Annotated in this window: 21 protein-coding genes; 20 read left to right on the top strand and 1 reads right to left on the bottom strand. The window is 47.6% G+C overall.

Translation table 11 applies throughout. The features are described 5' to 3' along the window. Positions 1-88 precede the first annotated feature (88 nt). The 14 genes from AB4Y93_RS25625 (at position 89) to AB4Y93_RS25560 (ending at position 13090) form a co-directional block, all read left to right on the top strand. Entirely contained in the window at positions 89-961 is an 873-nt protein-coding gene (locus tag AB4Y93_RS25625) for a YitT family protein (protein WP_167282472.1), read from the top strand. 22 nt (positions 962-983) lie between these two features. Continuing rightward, positions 984-2030: a thiamine-phosphate kinase gene (thiL, locus tag AB4Y93_RS25620; RefSeq protein WP_441896255.1), complete on the top strand. Its 1047-nt coding sequence runs from the start codon at positions 984-986 to the stop codon at positions 2028-2030. A 16-nt stretch (positions 2031-2046) separates the two neighbouring features. Continuing rightward, positions 2047-2547, top strand: coding sequence for a tRNA (adenosine(37)-N6)-threonylcarbamoyltransferase complex ATPase subunit type 1 TsaE (gene tsaE, locus AB4Y93_RS25615; protein ID WP_441896253.1), 501 nt, complete (start codon positions 2047-2049; stop codon positions 2545-2547). Further along, positions 2534-3334, top strand: a complete 801-nt coding sequence (gene tsaB / locus AB4Y93_RS25610; protein WP_441896251.1) for a tRNA (adenosine(37)-N6)-threonylcarbamoyltransferase complex dimerization subunit type 1 TsaB — start codon at positions 2534-2536, stop codon at positions 3332-3334. The genes tsaE and tsaB overlap by 14 nt, the downstream gene beginning before the upstream one ends. After that, complete coding sequence (gene rimI / locus AB4Y93_RS25605; RefSeq protein WP_441896249.1) at positions 3331-3825, top strand: ribosomal protein S18-alanine N-acetyltransferase; 495 nt, start codon at positions 3331-3333, stop codon at positions 3823-3825. Before tsaB ends, rimI begins: the two co-directional genes overlap by 4 nt. Then, entirely contained in the window at positions 3819-4865 is a 1047-nt protein-coding gene (gene tsaD, locus AB4Y93_RS25600; protein WP_441896247.1) for a tRNA (adenosine(37)-N6)-threonylcarbamoyltransferase complex transferase subunit TsaD, read from the top strand. The genes rimI and tsaD overlap by 7 nt, the downstream gene beginning before the upstream one ends. A gap of 530 nt (positions 4866-5395) precedes the next feature. Next, entirely contained in the window at positions 5396-5638 is a 243-nt protein-coding gene (locus tag AB4Y93_RS25595; RefSeq protein WP_441896246.1) for a hypothetical protein, read from the top strand. Positions 5639-5752: 114 nt separating this feature from the next. Then, entirely contained in the window at positions 5753-7294 is a 1542-nt protein-coding gene (locus AB4Y93_RS25590; protein WP_441896244.1) for a 2-isopropylmalate synthase, read from the top strand. 478 nt (positions 7295-7772) lie between these two features. Then, positions 7773-8501: an ABC transporter ATP-binding protein gene (locus AB4Y93_RS25585; RefSeq protein ID WP_441896242.1), complete on the top strand. Its 729-nt coding sequence runs from the start codon at positions 7773-7775 to the stop codon at positions 8499-8501. Between the two features lie 46 nt (positions 8502-8547). Next, complete coding sequence (locus AB4Y93_RS25580) at positions 8548-8766, top strand: hypothetical protein (protein WP_441896241.1); 219 nt, start codon at positions 8548-8550, stop codon at positions 8764-8766. A gap of 30 nt (positions 8767-8796) precedes the next feature. Next, positions 8797-9717 (top strand): polyprenyl synthetase family protein, encoded by a 921-nt coding sequence (locus tag AB4Y93_RS25575; protein WP_441896239.1) that lies wholly within the window; start codon positions 8797-8799, stop codon positions 9715-9717. Positions 9718-9845: 128 nt separating this feature from the next. After that, positions 9846-10019: a competence pheromone ComX gene (comX, locus tag AB4Y93_RS25570; RefSeq protein WP_167282493.1), complete on the top strand. Its 174-nt coding sequence runs from the start codon at positions 9846-9848 to the stop codon at positions 10017-10019. 43 nt (positions 10020-10062) lie between these two features. Then, positions 10063-12456 (top strand): ATP-binding protein, encoded by a 2394-nt coding sequence (locus tag AB4Y93_RS25565; RefSeq protein ID WP_441896237.1) that lies wholly within the window; start codon positions 10063-10065, stop codon positions 12454-12456. Then, the gene (locus AB4Y93_RS25560) at positions 12434-13090 is read left to right on the top strand and encodes a response regulator (protein ID WP_441896235.1); all 657 of its coding nucleotides are present in this window, start codon (positions 12434-12436) and stop codon (positions 13088-13090) included. The genes AB4Y93_RS25565 and AB4Y93_RS25560 overlap by 23 nt, the downstream gene beginning before the upstream one ends. Positions 13091-13342: 252 nt before the next feature. Here the strand turns inward: AB4Y93_RS25560 and AB4Y93_RS25555 are convergent, their stop codons facing one another. Beyond that, positions 13343-15271: an ABC-F family ATP-binding cassette domain-containing protein gene (locus tag AB4Y93_RS25555; protein ID WP_441896233.1), complete on the bottom strand. Its 1929-nt coding sequence runs from the start codon at positions 15269-15271 to the stop codon at positions 13343-13345. Between the two features lie 138 nt (positions 15272-15409). Here AB4Y93_RS25555 and AB4Y93_RS25550 point away from each other — a divergent pair, with 138 nt between their 5' ends. The 6 genes from AB4Y93_RS25550 (at position 15410) to tatC (ending at position 19144) form a co-directional block, all read left to right on the top strand. Next, positions 15410-16006 (top strand): 5-formyltetrahydrofolate cyclo-ligase, encoded by a 597-nt coding sequence (locus AB4Y93_RS25550; protein WP_441896231.1) that lies wholly within the window; start codon positions 15410-15412, stop codon positions 16004-16006. Between the two features lie 19 nt (positions 16007-16025). After that, complete coding sequence (gene moaC, locus AB4Y93_RS25545; protein WP_441896230.1) at positions 16026-16493, top strand: cyclic pyranopterin monophosphate synthase MoaC; 468 nt, start codon at positions 16026-16028, stop codon at positions 16491-16493. A 36-nt stretch (positions 16494-16529) separates the two neighbouring features. Next, a complete protein-coding gene (locus tag AB4Y93_RS25540; RefSeq protein ID WP_167282503.1) occupies positions 16530-17021 on the top strand; it encodes a MogA/MoaB family molybdenum cofactor biosynthesis protein in 492 nt (163 codons plus the stop codon). Continuing rightward, the gene (locus tag AB4Y93_RS25535; protein WP_441896229.1) at positions 17018-18037 is read left to right on the top strand and encodes a molybdopterin-binding protein; all 1020 of its coding nucleotides are present in this window, start codon (positions 17018-17020) and stop codon (positions 18035-18037) included. Before AB4Y93_RS25540 ends, AB4Y93_RS25535 begins: the two co-directional genes overlap by 4 nt. Before the next feature lie 38 nt (positions 18038-18075). After that, positions 18076-18297: a twin-arginine translocase TatA/TatE family subunit gene (gene tatA / locus AB4Y93_RS25530; RefSeq protein WP_441896227.1), complete on the top strand. Its 222-nt coding sequence runs from the start codon at positions 18076-18078 to the stop codon at positions 18295-18297. Between the two features lie 106 nt (positions 18298-18403). Continuing rightward, complete coding sequence (tatC, locus tag AB4Y93_RS25525; RefSeq protein ID WP_441896320.1) at positions 18404-19144, top strand: twin-arginine translocase subunit TatC; 741 nt, start codon at positions 18404-18406, stop codon at positions 19142-19144. The last annotated feature ends 5 nt before the right edge of the window (positions 19145-19149 follow it).

Genomic DNA, 19149 nt, shown 5'->3' with positions numbered 1-19149 from the left:
ATTCTGAGTATGCCGCTCTTTGAATATCTTGTTTATTAAGGTAAAATAATTGTAATTAGCGAGTTCGGGGGGAGGAACAAGCTTACATATGCCAAGCCACTCACAGCATTTAAAGCTGCCTAAGCTGGAACTTCTTCGCCGGGTGTTGTTTATTACACTTGGAGCGGCGCTTGTTTCGGTGGGACTTGAAATTTTTCTGGTTCCCAATCATATTATTGACGGTGGTATCGTCGGGATTTCGATCATGGTATCCCATTTGACAGGACTGCCACTTGGTCTTTTCTTATTCCTTTTAAACCTTCCATTTCTAGTGCTTGGGTACAAGCAGATCGGCAAAACATTTGCTTTATCGACTTTGTATGGAGTAAGTGTGATGTCACTTGGTACGTTCCTGCTTCATCCTGTTCCGCCTCTAACGGAAGAATATTTTCTGGCCTCGATCTTTGGAGGTGTTATTCTTGGTATTGGGGTAGGTATTGTCATTCGATTTGGCGGCTCGTTGGATGGGACAGAGATTATTGCGATTTTGTTTAATAAGCGTCTCCCTTTTTCGGTTGGCGAAATTGTTATGTTCTTTAATTTATTTATTCTTGGCAGTGCAGGATTTGTGTTTGGCTGGGATCGGGCGATGTATTCGCTGGTTGCCTATTATATCGCCTACAAGATGATTGATATTACGATGGAAGGCTTCGAAGAATCCAAGGCGGTCTGGATCATTAGTGAAGAGGCTAAGGAAATTGGTTCTGCTATCATGGACCGACTTGGGCGTGGTGTGACGTATTTGCATGGGGAGGGCGGCTTCTCGGGCGGGCAGAAGCGTGTTATCTTCTGTGTCATTACACGTTTGGAAGAAGCGAAGATGAAGTCAATCGTTAATGATCTTGATCCAGCTGCGTTTCTCGCCGTTGGCAACATCCATGATGTAAAAGGCGGAAGATTCAAGAAACGCGATATTCACTAAGGGTTATGAAGGAGATCAGGCAGTGGATGAATTTGCAAGCATCCGTCATTGGACCTCAGGACGGCAAGGCGTGGAATGGCAGAGGGAACGCGGTGTCGTGCTTGGAATAGGCGACGATGCTGCACTCATTAATCCAGCCGCTCCCATTACCGGAGTGGGATCCCCGTATGAATATATTATGGCGATGGACACGATGGTAGAGACGGTGCATTTCAATGCAGTGACGATGTCCTATGAGGATATTGGGTATAAAGCTCTGGCAGCGAATGTCAGCGATATCGCTGCTATGGGAGGTATACCACTGCAGGCGCTTATATCGGTTAGTGTACCGAGTAAGCTTGGGCCGGAGCCGATGCGCCGGCTCTATGACGGGTTATACGCCTGCGCTGAGCGTTATGGCGTGGCGATCATAGGCGGCGATACGACCTCGTCACCGCAGCATCTTGTTGTCGCGGTGACAGTGACAGGTGCCGTCGAAGCGGGGAAAGGGCTGCGCCGATCTGGTGCAAAGCCCGGCGACGCTGTTATATTGACAGGTCCCGTCGGCAAATCGGCGGCCGGGCTGCATTTTCTGCTCGCGCAGCAGGAACGCGGCATAGCTGCACTCGCAGGGGAGCGTGCGGAGTCGCTAGTGCGGGCTCATCGCCGCCCATCGCCTTCCGTAAGGGCTGGACGAATGCTGCTTACGCGCGGGACCTGCCATTCGCTTAATGATGTAAGCGATGGTCTTGCAAGCGAGGCATGGGAGATCGCTGAAGCTTCAGGACTTCTAGTGTGTCTTCGTGAGCAGCAGCTTCCAAGAAGCGGCAGTATGGCTGCATACGCGGGGGCAGCAGGTATTGACCCACTCGAGTGGATGCTGTACGGCGGAGAAGATTATGTATTGCTTGGCACGATGGAAAGCGGCGATGCAATCACAGCACAGGCGGCCTTCCATGCGGAAGGGCTGCCCTTTTATATCATTGGGGAAACTTTGACTGGTGAGCCAGGCGTGGAAATGATACGGACAACGGATAAAGGCGAATTACGAATGCCGCTTGTGAAGCGGGGCTATAATCATTTTGAGTAGTAAGCAGGTGTAGAAGATGACAATAAAGGGACAAGCGGCTTTTACAATCCGCAATGAACAAGAAACCGCATTGCTGGCTGAGCGTATCGCGAAGCTTATAAAGCCAGGAGTTGTTCTTGCACTGGATGGAGATCTAGGTGCAGGCAAAACCACTTTCTCGCAAAAATTTGCTAAGGCGATTGGCGTAAATGATGTGGTGAACAGTCCAACGTTTACGATAATTAAAGAATACGAGGGGGCTTCCATGCCCTTTTATCATATGGATGTTTACCGTCTGTCGCTTGAGGAAGCGTACGATCTTGGTCTAGACGACTATTTCTACGGCAGCGGAGTTACGATTGTGGAATGGGCAAGCCTGATTGAAGAGCTTCTGCCTCCGGAGCGGCTGGAGATGTATATCGCGCATGAAGGCGGCGAGGAGCGGAACATTCGAATAACGGGGATCGGCGAGCCGTATGCATCTTGGTGTGGGGCTTTGGATGAGATGGGAGCAGGGAATAACGATGACAGAGCATAATGAACGGCCAATATTGGCATTTGATACCTCAACGGCAGCATTTGCAGCAGCCATTATGGACAGAGGCAGCATCCTTGGTGAAATGCAGTCCTTTGCAGAGAGAAATCATTCCGTCCATATCATTACTCATGTGAAACAGCTGATGACAGATGCCGGAGTTACAGCCGAAGACATAGGCGCAATTGCTGTTGGTAGTGGTCCGGGCTCCTATACCGGTATGAGAATTGCAGTTGCTGCAGCGAAAACATTGGCTTGGGTGTGGAATAAGCCGCTTGTCAGTGTATCTAGCCTGGAGGCTATTGCCTATGGCGGATGGTATCACGGAAATGTTGCGGTAGACCAGGCAGAGTCTGGCGAAGACTGGATTTTGCCCATTATAGATGCACGGCGCGGACAAGTGTATACAGGTGGTTATGCGATGTCGGCAGATGGCCAGTGGCGCAGCTTTGCAGCAGATGGTGTTCGACTTATGGAAGATTGGGTTGAGCGGATTGCTGGAGAGGTGGATGAGCTTTCAGGCCAAGTGAAGCGGATTTGGGTTATTGGTGATCTAACGATTCATGAGGGCGAAGCAAATCGTCTCAGAACGTTATGTGAGGAGAAAGTCGAAGTTCATTTGCTCTCTTATGAACTGGAGGGGCGTGCGATTGCACAGCTTGGCCAGCATCGCCTGCAGGCAGGAGAAATTGGGGATACTCATGGACTGACGCCAAATTACACCCAGTTGGCAGAAGCGGAAGCGAATCTTCTACGTGCGAAGCAGCAGGGGGAGGCGAAGTCCTCATGATTAATAATCAGGCAAATCTCGTTTTCCGGTCGATGACCATGGCAGATATCAGCTCGATTGTAGCCATTGAACAGGAAGCCTTCACAACACCTTGGACTCCGGAAGCGTTCAAGAATGAGCTGACTAGCAACATGTTCGCCCGTTATATGATTATGGAACATGATGATGAAATCATAGGCTACGGCGGAATGTGGATCATTGTAGATGAAGCGCATGTCACGAACATTGCTGTACGCGCTGACCATCGAGGACAAGGGCTTGGGGAACGGCTGTTAACCGAGCTGCAGCAGACGGCGGCTTTTTTTGGTGCGAACAAAATGACGCTTGAGGTACGTGTATCCAATGAGATCGCACAGCGCTTGTACCGGAAGCTTGGATTTAAGCCTGCCGGTATCCGGCCAGCTTATTACTCGGATGATAACGAGGATGCGTTAATTATGTGGGCGGATCTGGAACGATACCGCTCCGAGGCAGAGGAGCAAGAATGGTGAGTCATACAAACAAAGATGCCGTTATATTAGCGATCGAAACGAGCTGTGATGAAACATCCGTTGCGGTTGTTCGTGACGGCAAGCATATATTATCAAATGTAATCTCGAGTCAAATCGAGGTTCATAAGCAATTTGGCGGGGTTGTGCCGGAGATCGCTTCGCGTAAACATGTCGAGGTTATTACCCTGATGATCGAGCAGGCGGTAGCGGAGTCCGGGCTGACCTTAAAGGATATCTCTGCAGTAGCAGTTACGCAGGGACCTGGACTTGTTGGGGCTCTTCTTGTTGGGATTGTAGCGGCCAAAAGTCTTGCAATGGCGCTTGATGTGCCTTTTATCGGGACACATCATATTGCCGGACATATTTACGCGAATCAGCTTGTCCATGAATTGGAGTATCCATGTATGGCTTTAGTCGTTTCCGGCGGACATACGGAGCTTGTACTGCTGGAGAGTGAAGGTTCTTTCCGTATGATCGGGCGCACTCGTGATGATGCGGTTGGCGAGGCCTATGATAAAGTGGCTCGTGCGTTAAAATTCCCTTATCCCGGAGGTCCTCATATCGACAGGCTTGCATCGGAGGCGGAAAAGGTCATTGAGCTGCCCCGTGCATGGCTTGAGCCGGATTCGTATGACTTCAGCTTCAGCGGGTTGAAGTCGGCTGTTCTTGCTGTAATCAATCAGACGAATATGAAGGGCGAAACCCTTGATGCAGCAGCGCTGGCTCGTGGTTTCCAGGAATCGGTCATCGAGGTGCTCGTCGAAAAAGCGCTTCGCGCTGTCCGCGCCTTTGGCGCCAAGCAGCTGCTGTTATGCGGCGGTGTGGCAGCGAACCGCGGCCTCCGTGCAGCACTTGCCGCGCGATGCGACAAGGAAGGTATGCCGCTGCTCGTACCACCGCATAAGCTGTGTACGGACAATGCGGCAATGATTGGTGCTGCAGCGTATTTGAAATGGCAGCAAGGCGAATTTACATCGCTTGATATGAAGGCAGAGCCAAACTTTTCACTTGAAGGCTGGGCTAAGCCATCCGTGTCCTAAAATATAAAAAAGTTGTTTACGTGTAAAATATTTTTTTCTTGGAATTGACAGAATATTTATTGGGGAATATAATGGGTACCAATAGTTCAAACTCCATACTGTGCAAACGCAAAGAACAGGAGTAGTACGGATAATCCGGGTTAAGAGAGCTGCGGGACGGTGCAACGCAGTCGAAGGATACCAGAAACTCGCCTGGGAGCGGAGCAGTGGAAACATGCGGCTGACCATGTAAGGCCCATGAATACATTGCTACGGTTAACCCCCGTAAAAGGGTGCGCATTCGTCAACATCCGGAGTTGGCAATGTGCCTAAGGTGGGCATAAAGATGCTGTGTATTCAGCAGTATTGATGTCAACAAGGGTGGTACCGCGCAGGTTAATGATAGCCTGTCGTCTCTTGATTTATAAGAGACGACAGGCTTTTTTGGTTTTTTGGACTAGATTGGATTAGGTTTGCTAAAGAAGTGACATAACATAACGGATGATTATTCATATACAAAACGCTAAGAACAGGATCAGTAAAGCAATTAAGTGGGTACACGGCGCGATTGTTATAACAATCGCTGCTGCAGAGAGCTGTGGGTTGGTGCGACGCAGTCGAAGCTTAAGCTTGAACTCGCCTGGGAGCGGAATGATGGAGAGCCGAGTGAATGCATGCAAAAAGCAGCAGGATCTGGGCAGGTACATCGTTACGGCATACCTCCGTCATCGGGTGTTCAAGCGGGTTCGGACCTGCTTGCTGCAAAGCCGCGTGGCTTTATTATTGCAGCCTGAAGGGTCCGGCCAATGAGAGTGGTACCACGGCAGGCCTGTCGTCTCTTACACCAAAGAGACGACAGGCTTTTTCTATTTCTAAACTCAAAAAACAACTAATTGGAGGGTATTCCCATGAAAAAAATTCAAATCTTTGATACAACATTACGTGATGGCGAACAATCACCTGGAGCATCTATTGAGCCTGAGCGCAAAATCATTATCGCACGCCAGCTGGCTAAGCTGGGTGTCGATATCATTGAGCCTGGCTTCGCAATTTCTAGTCCTGGCGAGTTTGCGGCTATTCAGCAAATCTCCCGTGAGCTGCAAAACGTTGAAATTTGTGGTTTTGCACGTGCAGTGAGAGTTGACATTGATGCTGCGGTTAAGGCTACGCAGGATGCAGCGAAACGCCGTCTGCATCTGTTCATTTCTTCTTCGGATATTCATCTGAGCCATCAAATCCGCAAGACGCGCTCTGAGGTTATCCAAATTGCAAAAGATATGATCTCTTATGCGAAGCAATTTGTTGACGAAATTCAATTTGCAGCCATGGACTCGACCCGTTCGGACAGGGATTTTGTAATTGAACTGGTGGAAGCGGCGATTGAATCCGGCGCTACCATTATCAATCTGCCTGATACACTTGGTTACGCTCTGCCAAATGAGATGGTGGATCTGTTCACTTCTGTCCGCCAGCAGGCGCGGGGCGGAGATAAGGTTCGTTACAGCACGCATAATCACAATGATCTGGGTATGGCAGTTGCGAATAGTATGGCTGCCATTCAAGCTGGAGCAACACAGGTCGAGGTAACTGTTAATGGTGTTGGCGAACGGGCCGGCAACTGCTCGCTCGAGGAGCTGGCGATGCTGATCGAGACACGCAAAGCGGCGCTGCAGATTGAGACAAATATTGAACAGAGCGAGATCTATACGACATCTCATATGGTCAGTCGAGCCATGCATTATCCGATTGCTTATAACAAGCCCATTGTAGGGCGCAATGCCTTCCAGCATGAATCAGGCATTCACCAGGATGGCTTACTGAAGGACCGCAGTACGTATGAGATTATGGATCCAGAAGCAATGGGCATCTCCCGCAGCATGATCATATTAGGCCGCCATTCCGGACGTCATGCGATTAAACACCGTCTGTCGGAGTACGGCATTAACGTGGCTGACGATGAATTAGTCGAGGTTTATAACCGCTTCAAACAAGTAGCTGATGAGAAAAAAATCGTAACGGATGATGAATTGATCCGCATTGCCGGTGAAATGACCGAGACTCAGCCGGACCCTTACAAGCTGGTTGATCTGCAAGTATTGGCTGGCAGTCAAAAGTCTCGTATCGCTTCAGTTACAATCCGCGAAAGCGCAGATGGTGCAGAACGCTCTTACTCGGGCATGGGAGAAGGGCCGCTCGAGGCTGTTATTCATTGCATTCAGCAGGCGATTCCAGTAGCCGCTCAGTTTGAGGATCTGGAGCTGCATTCCTTATCGACCGGTGAAGATGCGCATGGCGAAGCCGTCGTGAGCATTATTATAGAAGGCGAGAGATTCCGCGGTACTTCTATCCATAAGGACATCATTTATGCAGCCGCTCAGGCGTATGTTGGAGCATGCAATCAAGCCGTAATGACGGGCAGAAAACGCCTTATGGAAGAGAATGCTGGATAATTGGAATACTTATCCACAAAAACTGTTGGCCTGTGCATAAGATGAAAAAAACGGATAAATACAACGTTTTTCCTGTGAATAAAAATGTGAGTGATTCGTGGATAGTTTCTACACAGACAATTGTGGATAGTGTGGATAAAGTGGATAAAATTATGGGCTAGGAAGCATTTGTAAGTAATTAGTGACATTAACCTTTACAAATCCCACTTTGTTATCGACAGAATTAACTAACAATTCACGTTATTATGTGGATAAACCTGTGGACAAGGTGGACAGTTATCCCGAAAGCACGCTTTTGTGCTTTCGGGGCTTTTTTTTGTGTTTTCGAAGCTTTTTAGTTCGATTGCGCTACCGCAATAAAATTGCGTGATTCTGCAGTACGGTTTTCGGTGAAAACACTTTCAATATCAGTTAAGGTGGAATTACAAGAAAACGTTGCGGCAAATAGGCATTCCGGCCTGAATGGAGGATAACTACAGTGAACAAACAGGCGATCATTCGAGTAAGCTCAATATGCAAATGCTACGGTCCGTACAACGCATTAAATGAAATCTCTTTTGAGGTGAACAGCGGTGAGCTGTTCGGCATTATCGGGACTAGCGGAGCGGGCAAGACTACTTTGCTTGAGATGCTCATGGGACTTCGCAGACCGGATCAAGGTAAAATTGAAGTATTGGGCATGGATGCTATTTTGGAAGCAAAGCAATTGAAGGAATATATCGGTATGCATATGTACAGCAACTCACTCGTAGATAATTTGACGGTCCGTGAAGCGCTGGAACTATTCCAATCGTTTTATGTAAGACAAAACAATATTGATACCATTATCTCGGATTTGGGACTAGAGCCATATATGAATAAACCGGTTAAGAGATTATCCGGCGGCTGGCAGCAGCGTATTGCGCTTGCGTTCGCACTGGTGAATGATCCGAAGATTATTTTTCTAGATGAGCCAACTACCGGGCTCGATAAGCAGGCAAGAGCGGACTACTGGTCTCTTCTTATGAAGTTGAAAAGCCAAGGGAAAACCATTGTGATGGCCTCCCATGATATGGGTGAAATGCAGCGCAACTGCGACCGTATTGCAGTGCTGCGCAAAGGGGATATCGTGAAATGCGATTCGCCCCAGCAGCTCATCTCCCAAATTCCTGAAGGCTGCGTAACAATGGAGGGCGTATACGTTCATTTCGCTTACGCTGAAGTATGACCTTGTTTTAGATTATGCGGCCTAGCTTGAAGGAGGACTTCTGTACATGGATCATGGAAGCGACATCGAGAGTCCGTCAGTTCATCGAAGCCAAGTGATAGAGAAGCGTATGGAGATGATTGCTGTGCTGCTTGATAAATTAAATGGGGAGGAGATTGTCCAACAATCCAAAACAACAAAGAAGGTATCTCAGAAGCGGAAGGGGCGAAATAATGACAGATTGCTGCAAATAGTTGCCGGCATTTTCTTCCATCGTATAAGATAAGGATGACACTACCATGATGGAGGTCATTAGATGGAAGACATTATGCCTATAATCGGGCAAAACATGCTGCGGATTTCCGATAAGTATTTTTGGGCGGAGCCGCTTGCTGAATATGCTCGTGCTTTTATACGGGAGAAGCAGGCCGAATCCATGAGATTCGGTCTATTAACCGTGCTGCATTACCGTATGTTTGGAGGGAATTCTGAATCGATCTATCAGGCGGCAGCTGCAGTTGAGCTGTTTATTTTAGCGTCTGATATATTAGATGATTTACAGGATGGAGATGCTCCACTTCAAGCCTGGTCCCAGGTACCAGCAGCGGCTGCGATGCAGGTAGCTGTTTCCTTAATCGTGCTGTCGCAGCAGGCAATACTGGAGCTCGAGTTTGGTCAGGCTGAGCTCATACGTGTGATGCGAATGATGAATGAGCAGCTGCTGAAGGCGGCAAATGGACAAATGCTTGACTTGATGAATGCTGTTACCGATGAGGAGTCCTATTTGAGAGTAGTTCAGCATAAATCAGCTGCCCTTATCGTCTTTGCTTGTATGACTGGAGTCATGCTCACTGGACGGGATTGGCATCCTATTGTGGCCGAATATGCGGAAGAAGTAGGTATGGCGGCTCAAATTAAAAATGATATTAGAGACCTGCTCCGATGGGACGACAAGAATGATTTTATTCTGCGTAAAAAGACCCTGCTTACTTTGTTTCTTTTGGAGGAAATTGCGGAACAGGATCAATGGATTGCAGACTATTTCGAAGGCAGAATTTCGCTAGCGGATGTCTTGGATCGACAGCAAATGCTGGAAGAAGCATGTAATCGGACAGGGGCAGCTCTATATGGCTCCGTGCATATGAGAATGCACTTTAATCGGTTCCAGGAACTGCTGGATGACGTTCCGGAAGCCGCGTCAGATAAGGACAAGCTCCTACAAATCTTCTCCAGCTAGGGCCTTCCTGCGCATACCGCAAAGAGGGTTGCGGGAAATACGGGAGAGATTGGCGTTTGCTGTCGAATGATTTCCTGCTATATTAGAATCAGATTTTGATTCTAATATAGCAGAGGAGGAATTTTGAAATGTTGAAAGATGCTATCCGTACGCTTGCTGCAAGCAAAGAAAAAATGTCGATGATGATGGGTGGACAACTCCAATTGGCTGGCGTCTCCGCAGCTGAGCACAAAGCACTCCAAGATGCACTTAAGAATCAAGACGAGAAAAAAGGCAACTACACACTGGCTGTTTGGGGCTAATTAGCTAAAACGACTTCATGCGTGTGCAGGAGGAGATTAGACGATGTTAAAACCCACTTATAGAATTTCAGCACCTCTCTTCCTGGCTGCATTTCTCGTCATTTTGCTCTATTTGACCTTCACGATTATTAAAGAGCCTTTTATAGGAGTCGAATTAGTTGAAGGTTCAAAGGGAGAGTATTTCGTGAAAGCTCTCGAGCCTGCCGGACAAGCTGTCAGCAAAGGCATCTTAGTCGGCGATAGAATTATAACTGTGAATGGTGCACCGGCAGGTGATTATAGCAATGTGAAGAAGTTTTTCTCGATTGAGAAATCTAGTGCGGTGCTTGTTGAGCATAGCAGTAAGGAGCAGCAATTAATCGTATTTAACCGGGGTTGGTACGGAGATCATTCTAGCTGGGAATTGTTCATTCAGCTGTATATTCCGCTTATCTCTCTGATCCTGTTCGCAGGTTTTTCTTCTTTTCTATACACGAAAAGGAAAAATGATAATGCGGCTTTAATGCTTATGCTGTTTTTTGCAACGATTGGCCTATGCTATTATTCTTCGGCAGCATCCTATCGTAGTGATCCAGTCGGATTCTCAATTATTTATCTCATATTGCCGTCTGTACCGATTATTTTCCTGCAGTTCATGAACCAGTATATGAAGCGGTATAATGTCGTTTTTATCAGCAAATCAGGATTAATCGGCATGCTTAGCGCATTTGGTCTAGTTGAGCTCGGTATGCTGCTTTACGTTTGGACCGATCTTATCTCCAACGATGCAGTTGTATACATACGAATGTTATATTACGGGACACTCATTATCGGTAATTTCATTTGCATCTATCAGCTAGTTAGGAAGTTTATGCAATACCGCAAGACGAAGTTTAACTCGCTTTTCAAAATAACGCTTGTGTCGCATATTGTGGCGTTTACGCCATTTACGGCAATGAACCTGCTTCCGTTATTTATCGGCGGAGGCCAGATTTTACCGGCTGCATTTACATCATTGTTTCTGTTCGTGCTGCCGATCGTGTACTTCTACCTGTTAACTTCTAATCAGCTCTTTGACATTGACTTCATCCTGACTAGGTTTAAATATTATACGCTTTTGTCAGTTCTGCCGGCTTTACTGTTAACAATTGCTATTATCGGGGTAATTAACGGAAGGACAGAAGTATCGTGGGTTGGCTACATTCAGATGTTCTTGACATCTTATGTTGTCATGACGCTCTTCTTGTACATCAAGGAACAAATCGATCATAAGTTCCGTCCTAAGCTGTTTAAGGCGATGTACAGCTATCAGGACAGCTTGGATCGCTTCTCCCGTAAAGTGGCGACTGTTATGAAGAGATCGGATTTGGAGGCTGTGCTCAAGCAGGAGATTAGTGATCTGCTGCCTGTTAATCGCATTGACTTCGTACTTGTTGATCAAGCGGACGGATCTGTTCAGAAGCTTGGAGAATCCGATGAGGAGAAAGGTACATCTTTGTTCCTGCTCCAAGTCGCTGAATCGCTGCAGGTTGGCGAGATGGTCGAGCTTCCTCACGGCATTGGACTTGTCATTGGCCGCCAACGCTCCAAATACCATGTCGTGTGGATTGGTTCGAAGACGAATCATACCCGCTTTAACTCGGATGAGCTGCGCTGGCTGAAGACATTAGCTAATTATTCGAGCATCGTATTCGAGAATCTTTACTTGATTGAAGGTCTGATTGAGGACTTAGAATCGGAAGTGCGGAAGGAGCAGACAACTGCACCTTGGGTGCTGCGTTTATTATTCTGCTTATCCGAGAATGAACGCAGGAAGCTGGCTGCCGATCTTCATGACTCTGCTTTGCAGGATCAACTGATCTGGTATCGAAAGCTAGAAGGAGTCATGAATGACTATCCGATATCGGACAAGCTTGGTAATGAGCTGAATGAGATCAAAGAAGGTTTGCTCGATGTCATTCATCAGATTCGCGAGACGTGCAATGAATTACGGCCGCCACTCTTAAAAGAAATGGGTGTGATTGAGGCAGTTGAATCTATCGTAGAACATTCGCAAATGCGCGATAACTTTGCGGTTGATTTCCGGCCGAAGCCATTCACCCACCCACTTAATGAAGAGCAGATTACAGCCATTTACCGAATCGTTCAGGAATTGCTCCGTAATGCTGCTAAGCATGCACAAGCTAATCAGGTTACACTGGAGCTTGAGCAGCGGAGAGGGAAAATCTTCTTCCGCTATAAGGATGACGGTATCGGGATGGATGTTGATTATATGAAAGCGTCCTTCGAGCATATGGGGCTGTCCGGGATTAAAGAACGGGTGGCAAGTCTTGAAGGAGAAATCACGTTCCGGTCGAAGCGTGGAAGCGGCCTGGAGGTTGTGATCAACTTGCCGGAGACGATGACGACCGGTCGTTCGGAAAGGGGATTATTACGTGATTCGTATCTTATTAGTTGATGATCATCCATCCGTAGGAGAAGGCACGAAGACGATGATCGAGCAGGATCCTGAGATGAAAGTGACGGTTGTGTTATCCGCCATGGAAGCACTTGATGCCGTAAACCAAGATCTCTTTGATATTATTTTATGTGATTTGAATATGCCGGGGATCAGCGGGTTAGAGCTCGCGAAGCGGCTCATTCAGCAGGATCCTGATCGCAGAGTCTTAATCTATACCGGTTACGAAATTAGTACCCACTATAACTTGCTGATCGAATGTGGTGTATCCGGGTTTATTTCCAAGACGGTATCACGCGAACAGCTGCATAACACCATTCGCTGTGCAATGCGCGGGGAGGCGGTTATTCCGATCACCCTGCTTAAGCAGCTTCGCCGTAATGAGGTGAAGATTACACGTGCGGAGAAGGCCATTGAAGAGGTCTCGATTAATGAGCGCGATCAAGATATTTTGCAAGAGGTTGCTAACGGCAGCAGTAATAAGGATATCGCTGCTAAGCTGCATATGAGCCAACGTACGGTGGAGTATAACTTAACCCGTATCTTCGAGAAATTAAGTGTTCGCTCGAGGTCAGAAGCAATTGTAGAAGCGAAACGTTTAGGACTCATTCGAATGGAACAATTTTTAACTTAAATGATGCTTACCCGATCATTGGCGATTCACTTCAAGTGGACCGTGAATGTCTTCCTATATGGGATAACTGCAGCTTGAAGCGGCAGAATCGTATCCCCCATGTTTTGATTGCAGTACCTTCCTAACTATTGGTTTCCCTCTCAATGCTTACGCCTATATGGCGTAAGCATCTTTTTTTGATCTATAGCAAAAGCCTCCCTAAACAATCGCTTGGATTGATTAGAGAGGCTTACCTATACACTTGTTATACAGTTATTCGCTTAAGACTTCCCATTGTTCATAAGCGGTAGTTAGCGTGGTACGTTTGGCTTCGATTTGAGCCTGGATTTCCTGGATGGCCATGTAATCATTAAAGATCGCAGGATCCGTCAATTTTACTTCAAGCTCGGCAATTTGCTCTTCCAGCGAAGCGATATTTTGCTCCAGCTGCTCCAGCTTGCGCTGCCGGCTGCGCTCTTCACGCTTGGCTTGCTTATCTAATTCGTAGGAAGTTGGAGCTTCTGCGACCGGCTGATTAGACTTACTAGCCAACTTAGCCTCAGCTTCTAGCCTTGCTTCCTCAAGCTCAGCTTTCTTCTCAATCATGTCGTCGTAATTTCCTAGGAAATGCTCGGTTCCTGTCGGAGCAAGCTCGACAATACGTTCCGCCATTTTGTTAAGGAAATAACGGTCATGAGAAATGAAGAGCAGTGTTCCTTCATAATCAAGAAGGGCGGATTCAAGAACTTCTTTACTGAACAAGTCCAAATGGTTGGTAGGTTCGTCCAAGATCAAGACGTTAGCTTGTTCGAGCATCAGCTTGGCGAGAGATACGCGAGCCTTCTCCCCACCGCTGAGGGAAGATACTCGCTTGAGGACATCTTCTCCGCTGAATAGGAAATTGCCGAGTACCGTACGGATACGGGCTTCCTCCATATGTGGGTAAGTGCCCCAAACTTCCTCCAGAACGGTGTTGGAAGGCGTAAGTCCCGTCTGCTCCTGATCATAATAGCCGAGCTTTACGTTGGCGCCCCAACGGACGCTTCCGGTTTGCTGCTCTCTTTGTCCAACCAATACTTTCAGCAAAGTGGATTTGCCAATCCCGTTTGGACCAATGAGCGCAACCGTTTCGCTGCGCTGCAGTTTGAAGGATACATGCTGGAACAGCTGACGTTCCTTTTCCGGAAATTTAACGGATAGATCTGCTACTTCAAGCACGTCTTTGCCAGTCTGACGCTCGATCTCGAAGGAGAAACGGGCTTTTTTCAGATCCCCTAACGGCCTGTCGAGCACATCCATCTTATCGAGGGCTTTGCGGCGGCTTTGGGCACGCTTGGTCGTTGAAGCGCGGACGATATTACGCTGAATGAACTGCTCCATCTTGGCGATTTCGTCCTGCTGCTTCTCGAACATCTTCATATTTGCTTCGTACTCGGCGGCTTTAATATCAATATAACGGCTATAGTTGCCGGTATAGCGTTTCGCGGCATGACGTTCAATTTCTATGATGGTTGTTGCTAGTGCATCAAGGAAATAACGGTCATGGGAAACGACTAGAATCGCGCCGGAATAGCTGCGCAGATAGCCCTCAAGCCAAGTGAGAGTAGGGATATCCAAGTAGTTGGTTGGTTCGTCGAGCATAAGCAGATCAGGCGCTTGCAACAGGATGCGGGCAAGCGCAAGACGGGTCTTCTGGCCGCCGCTTAACGTGCTGATCATCGTATCTGCTGGGAAGGTTCCGAACCCCATCCCGTGCAGGACACTGTTAATACGGGTATTTATTTCGAAGCCTCCTTGCTCGCGGAACCAGTCGGATTTCCGAGAGTAGCGGTCAAGGACATTTTCATAGCGCTTCGGGTTATCATGAAGCGCAGGATCAGCAATTTGCTGCTCCAGCTCGCGAAGCTCCTTCTCAGCGTCAGTCAGATGCGCGAATACAGCACGCATTTCCTCGTCGATTGTGCGGTTTGATTGAAGGCCGCTGTTTTGGGCCAAGTAACCGATACGTGTTTCTTTTGCCTTATGAATGGCACCGGAATCATAGGAGAGCTCTCCTGCGATGATCTTGAGCAAGGTAGACTTGCCTGCGCCATTTACGCCAACAAGTCCAATCCGTTCACGTTCAAGGACTTGCATCGATATATCGGACAATATGACGTCTATGCCATAGTTTTTACTGATATTGGATAATTGAAGCAGCATGAATGATACCTCCAACAGTTAATGACTCGTTCATTATATATTACCACAAACCGTTGTCGCCATTGGCGAAAGTTGCATAACAATGGTAAACTACAATTAAAGAAAAAGCATGTTTGGGAAGGCAGAGCTGGGTACAAGATGAATGAACAGCCAAATGAGGTGAATTTCGATAAGACAGCGCTGCGCAAAGCCATGACAAGGCTTCGTGACGGCATCGATGAGGAAGAACGTGCCTTACGATCGGCAGCGGCTTGTCGGAATTTATCAGAATGGATGAAGCAGCATCAAGTGAATAGCTTTATGTGTTATATTCCGTTTCGTTCAGAGCTTGATACGCGTTATTTGATTGAGTGGGCTTGGGAGACGGGCGCCGAGGTCAGTGTGCCAAGATGCAATCCTGTCGATCGCTCCATGACGCTGTATAAACTTGAGAGCTGGGCCAAGCTTTCAGCAGGTGCTTACGGTATTATGGAGCCTGATCCATCGAAATGTCAGCCGATGCCGGATTTATATGTTCCACAGTTGGTTGTAACACCAGGCCTTGCATTCGACCTTAGAGGCGGTCGCCTTGGATACGGAGGAGGCTACTACGATCGTTACGCGGAAGGTCTTCGTGAGAAACGGTCGGTGAAGTGGTTGGGTCTCGCATTTGAGGATCAACTGGTGGATGAGATCCCCATGCAGGTTCATGACAAACGGATGGACGGAATTGTAACGGAAATGATAGTGAAATGAATAGTTGGAGTGAACGGGTATGGAAATGACACATTTTAATGAGCAAGGCCGGGCAAAGATGGTTGATGTAAGCGACAAGGAAATAACAGCCAGAACGGCAACCGCACGTACGATGGTCAAGATGAACCCGGGTACGCTGGCCCGAATTAAAGAAGGTACAATCGGCAAAGGGGATGTGCTGGCTGTGTCGCAGGTTGCTGCGATTATGGCCGCGAAGAAAACATCGGATTGGATTCCGATGTGTCATCCGCTTCCTTTAACCGGTATTAACGTCACCTTCGAGGATAATGGGACAGATGAACTTTACATAGAGGCTATAGTGAAGACGACTGGTAAAACAGGCGTAGAAATGGAAGCTTTGACCGCTGTATCGGCCGCAGCACTTACCGTATATGATATGTGCAAAGCGCTGCAGAAGGATATGATCATTGGTCCAACCTACCTGGTAGAGAAAACCGGAGGCAAAAACGGAGACTATCGGATTTGACACCCATGAACGAATAAGGGATGGGAGGAATAGTAGATGCGGTGGAAAGTAGCGATATTGACGGCAAGTGATAAAGGCTCGCGCGGAGAACGCGAAGATACGAGCGCACAAGTCATTCGTGAATTGGTAGAAGAAGAATTAGGCGGAGAAATTGTTGATTATCGCATAGTGCCAGACGAGCAGGATGAGATAATTGCGGCAATGATCGAAATGACCGAGTATTATCAGGCTGATCTCGTTCTGACCACAGGCGGAACGGGGCTGGCACCAAGAGATGTAACTCCGGAAGCAACATTAAAGGTAGTGGATCGTCTTGTACCTGGTATTGCGGAAGCCATGCGGATCGGGGCACTTAAGAAGACTCGCAGGGCGATGCTGTCCCGAGGCGTATGCGGTATTCGTGGTCAAGCACTTATCATTAATTTACCGGGTAGTCCAAAAGGTGTGCACGAGGGCTTGATGGCCATTATGGATCAACTGCCGCATGCTTTGGAGATTGTTTCCGGCACACATGGAGATCACGAATGAGCAGAGCACAGACGATTCTAAAAGAAGTCCCGGTGCATGAAGCTATTGGTCTTAGACTTGCTCATGATCTTACCCGTATCATACCGGGGGAGTTTAAAGGCCGTTTATTTACAAAAGGGCATGTTATCACGGAAGCGGATATTCCTAGCTTGCTGGATATCGGCAAAGAGCATATCTATATTATGGAGCTCGGAGATGATGAGCTTCATGAGGATGATGCTGCACAACGGATGGCTATTGCGCTTGCTGGCGAAGGGTTGACGTTATCTGAGCCGCATGAAGGCAAGGTCAGCTTGAAGTCTCAAATGCTTGGTCTTGCACAGGTAGATCCGGTTATTGTAGAGGCTATTAATAATCTTGGTGAGATTGCGCTAGCGACGGTGAAGACACATTCTGTCGTTCAGAAAGGAAGGCCTCTTGCTGCAACTAGAGTAATTCCACTTACCGTTCCGAAAGCGAAAGTCGAAGAGGTAGAGAGGCTTGTAGCGGAATATAGAGACACTCGCCAAGGACTAGCTCCACTAAGAGTGCTCCCGTTCCGGAAATTCCGGGTTGGGCTGCTGACAACGGGTGGAGAAGTATTCACGGGACGGATTCAGGATAAGTTTGGACCTGCCGTTCGGGCAAAGCTTGAAGCTTTTGGTTCTGAAGTCGTGGAGCAGCGGTTCGCTCCAGATGACCGACAAATAATTGTCAAGGAAATACACTATTTGCTAGAGCAACGTTATGATATGATACTAGTGACTGGCGGAATGTCGGTAGATCCTGATGACCGCACACCTGGTGCTATTAAAGCATCTGGTGCGGATATCGTAAGCTATGGTACACCAATGCTGCCAGGCTCGATGCTGCTGATGGGATATTTGAACGACGTGCCGATTATGGGATTGCCAGGCTGCGTCATGCATGATCCGTACACTTCCTTCGATGTACTGCTGCCTCGTATATTAGCTGGTCAGACTATCGTGAGAGAAGACATTGTCCGTATGGGATATGGCGGTTTGAACAACGGTTAGTTACATTAGCGTATAAATGATTAGGAGGAAGATGAACGATGTCAGGTATAGGCGCAACAGGATTTATTTTACTCGCACTTGTCGCTTTGCTGCTGTTTGGACCAAACAAGCTGCCTGAGCTGGGGCGCGCATTCGGCCGAACGCTGAAGGAGTTTAAAGCAGGAGCAAGAGATATGATGGATGATGATAAGGATAACAAACGTGTTGAAGTAACTCGGACTGAAAATATTGAATCGGATAATAAGCGGCTTCCGGACTAACCGGGCCCGCTTTTTTGCTGAAAGGGGGCCACTATAGGTGAGCACATCGCAAAACGAAGCTTCCGGTCAGCCGTTCGATCGAGCTCGAATTCGGGAAGAAGGTTTAATGCCGCTGTTTGAGCATCTTGGCGAACTGCGGAAGCGTGTTTTTTACATGCTGATCGTTATCGTAGTAGGCCTCATAATTGGACTGGTTATTGCTGAACCAGCTTATAATTTCTTGATGGAGCAAGAGCCCGCGAGAGGTTTGCAGCTTCATGCTTTCTCTTTGTGGGACGGTATCGGCATTTATATGAAGTTCGCATTTGTGATTGCACTTCTATTGACGATTCCAGTTACAGCTTATCAGTTGTGGGCATTTGTGAAGCCTGCACTTAAACCGAATGAACAACGGGCAACACTGAAATACATACCGTTAGCTCTTCTTATGTTTTTGATTGGGTTAGCGTTCTCGTATTTTGTTGTTTTTCCGCTTGCCTTTCATTTTACACGTAAAATAGCAGGAAACTTGAATCTGGAAGAAACGATCGGAATTACACAATATTTTTCGTTTATGTTTAATATCCTGATTCCGATATCCTTGCTGTTCGAGCTGCCGCTCGTCATCATGTTTCTGACGGCCATCCGAATTCTAAATCCTACCCGGCTTCGTAAAATGAGAAGAATTGCTTACTTCCTTATGATTTTCATTGGTGTTGTCGTGACGCCGCCGGACTTTGTATCCGATAGCTTGGTTGCGATTCCGCTCATTATTTTGTATGAAATAAGTGTGCTGTTATCGGGCACTGTGTATAGGAAACAGCTTGCTGCTGCCGCAAAGCGCGAAGCCGAGTGGGCGGGGCAATAGTATAG

Origin of the sequence: Paenibacillus sp. YAF4_2 (assembly GCF_052113225.1) — a bacterium.
Taxonomy (GTDB): domain Bacteria; phylum Bacillota; class Bacilli; order Paenibacillales; family Paenibacillaceae; genus Pristimantibacillus.
The sequence above is the reverse complement of the archived record's forward strand: the minus strand, read 5'-3'. Positions and strand labels throughout refer to the sequence as shown.

What these genes read in the sequence shown, in the direction of transcription:
- AB4Y93_RS25625 (WP_167282472.1), top strand. Translation starts at nt 89, where the DNA reads ATGCCAAGCCACTCACAGCATTTAAAGCTGCCTAAGCTGGAACTTCTT.
- tsaE (WP_441896253.1), top strand. Translation starts at nt 2,047, where the DNA reads ATGACAATAAAGGGACAAGCGGCTTTTACAATCCGCAATGAACAAGAA.
- tsaB (WP_441896251.1), top strand. Translation starts at nt 2,534, where the DNA reads ATGACAGAGCATAATGAACGGCCAATATTGGCATTTGATACCTCAACG.
- rimI (WP_441896249.1), top strand. Translation starts at nt 3,331, where the DNA reads ATGATTAATAATCAGGCAAATCTCGTTTTCCGGTCGATGACCATGGCA.
- tsaD (WP_441896247.1), top strand. Translation starts at nt 3,819, where the DNA reads ATGGTGAGTCATACAAACAAAGATGCCGTTATATTAGCGATCGAAACG.
- AB4Y93_RS25590 (WP_441896244.1), top strand. Translation starts at nt 5,753, where the DNA reads ATGAAAAAAATTCAAATCTTTGATACAACATTACGTGATGGCGAACAA.
- AB4Y93_RS25580 (WP_441896241.1), top strand. Translation starts at nt 8,548, where the DNA reads ATGGATCATGGAAGCGACATCGAGAGTCCGTCAGTTCATCGAAGCCAA.
- AB4Y93_RS25575 (WP_441896239.1), top strand. Translation starts at nt 8,797, where the DNA reads ATGGAAGACATTATGCCTATAATCGGGCAAAACATGCTGCGGATTTCC.
- comX (WP_167282493.1), top strand. Translation starts at nt 9,846, where the DNA reads ATGTTGAAAGATGCTATCCGTACGCTTGCTGCAAGCAAAGAAAAAATG.
- AB4Y93_RS25565 (WP_441896237.1), top strand. Translation starts at nt 10,063, where the DNA reads ATGTTAAAACCCACTTATAGAATTTCAGCACCTCTCTTCCTGGCTGCA.
- AB4Y93_RS25555 (WP_441896233.1), bottom strand. Translation starts at nt 15,271, where the DNA reads ATGCTGCTTCAATTATCCAATATCAGTAAAAACTATGGCATAGACGTC.
- AB4Y93_RS25550 (WP_441896231.1), top strand. Translation starts at nt 15,410, where the DNA reads ATGAATGAACAGCCAAATGAGGTGAATTTCGATAAGACAGCGCTGCGC.
- moaC (WP_441896230.1), top strand. Translation starts at nt 16,026, where the DNA reads ATGGAAATGACACATTTTAATGAGCAAGGCCGGGCAAAGATGGTTGAT.
- AB4Y93_RS25540 (WP_167282503.1), top strand. Translation starts at nt 16,530, where the DNA reads ATGCGGTGGAAAGTAGCGATATTGACGGCAAGTGATAAAGGCTCGCGC.
- AB4Y93_RS25535 (WP_441896229.1), top strand. Translation starts at nt 17,018, where the DNA reads ATGAGCAGAGCACAGACGATTCTAAAAGAAGTCCCGGTGCATGAAGCT.
- tatA (WP_441896227.1), top strand. Translation starts at nt 18,076, where the DNA reads ATGTCAGGTATAGGCGCAACAGGATTTATTTTACTCGCACTTGTCGCT.
- tatC (WP_441896320.1), top strand. Translation starts at nt 18,404, where the DNA reads ATGCCGCTGTTTGAGCATCTTGGCGAACTGCGGAAGCGTGTTTTTTAC.